We start from the raw sequence: 1186 nt of genomic DNA, 5'->3' as shown, positions 1-1186 counted from the left end.
TGACTCAACCGCATTAAAAAGTCTTCCAATGCGTTTTGAGACCAGTAAGTGGAGTGGAGGGCGAAGTGCCCTTTAAGTCCATTGAACAGTGCGCTTTGCCAGTCTATTGAGTTGTTCGACGAAGTGTCGTTAATTAAAAATCCCCAGAAACCAAAACTTTGTGCCGCGATTACTTTTCCCGGTGTTGGTACCGGGGTTTTCGCTATTAATTGATTTCGGCTTCTTCTTCCACGACCTCGTGATTGCAAATGGGTCACTTTGCGAATCATAGTCACTGTCTTAGGCTTTAATTGATCTTGGGCAATCAGGTGCTCATACCAATCATTATCGAATGCATGCCCTTGCTGTCGGTGTACATTGAATTGGTGAGATAACTCCCTATGAATAGTATTGCGAAGAGCTACTTCAAAGATACTAATTAATTTGAAAAAGGAGGCTGAGAGAGCGTCATTCCACAAGTACAGTCCTAAGCACTCTTCATCTGAGTTCAGATTAAAGTAGCTACGGTAACTATTGAGACGATCGGAAGAGATCGTGTTAATGGTTTCAGTAATATTGTTAGGTTTCATATGCTTGTGGGTAGAAAAAGAAAGGTGCATTATAAGGTAGATTTACGTGTGCGTCTAAATGCATTTAACAAGCAATTTAAGAGGGATTCACAACGCTTGGCATTTTTGCTTCTACTTCAAATTTAGTGTTTATGGCACAATGCTGTAGCTTGGGTGGAGGCGTTGTTCACCCCTTAATTGGGCGTTAACTGGTTCCCATTAAAATCATCCTGTTTGCGTTTCTGTTTGTGGTTGATTTCGCTGATTTGCATTACTTGGTCTAATGAAGTGATGGTATTTGGTGCTAAGTTGCGTAGCTGCGTGTTAGACGCTTACTAGGCGTCTAATATAAGGGTTCGGAGTTAGGTGACTAAGTTTCATGGTACAAGTATTAGGTTGTGAGATGTTCAACAGACTCGAAAAAGTTTCATGATTAACTATTTGGGTTAGCTGAACTAATGGTTATCCTAGCTTTTTGTGGTTGTGTTGAGTTCACCAGTTAACAAAGTGTTTAAGAGGGACTCAAAACGCTTGGCGAGTTGGTATCAAATGTTGAGTTAGGTGTTTCAGTCACAATGGTTTAGTTTTGGGGTATAGCGTATTTCGCCCCTTAACACGGCGTTATGTAACCGTAAAGA

At 41.0% G+C, this 1186-nt stretch carries 1 pseudogene; it reads right to left on the bottom strand.

From position 1 onward, the window contains the following. Positions 1-458, bottom strand: a pseudogene (locus B7C60_RS17140) (Abi family protein); the annotation flags it as partial. Positions 459-1186: the final 728 nt, after the last annotated feature.

Source organism: Vibrio fujianensis (assembly GCF_002749895.1).
Taxonomy (GTDB): domain Bacteria; phylum Pseudomonadota; class Gammaproteobacteria; order Enterobacterales; family Vibrionaceae; genus Vibrio; species Vibrio fujianensis.
This window is presented reverse-complemented; position numbering and strand designations above follow the sequence as displayed.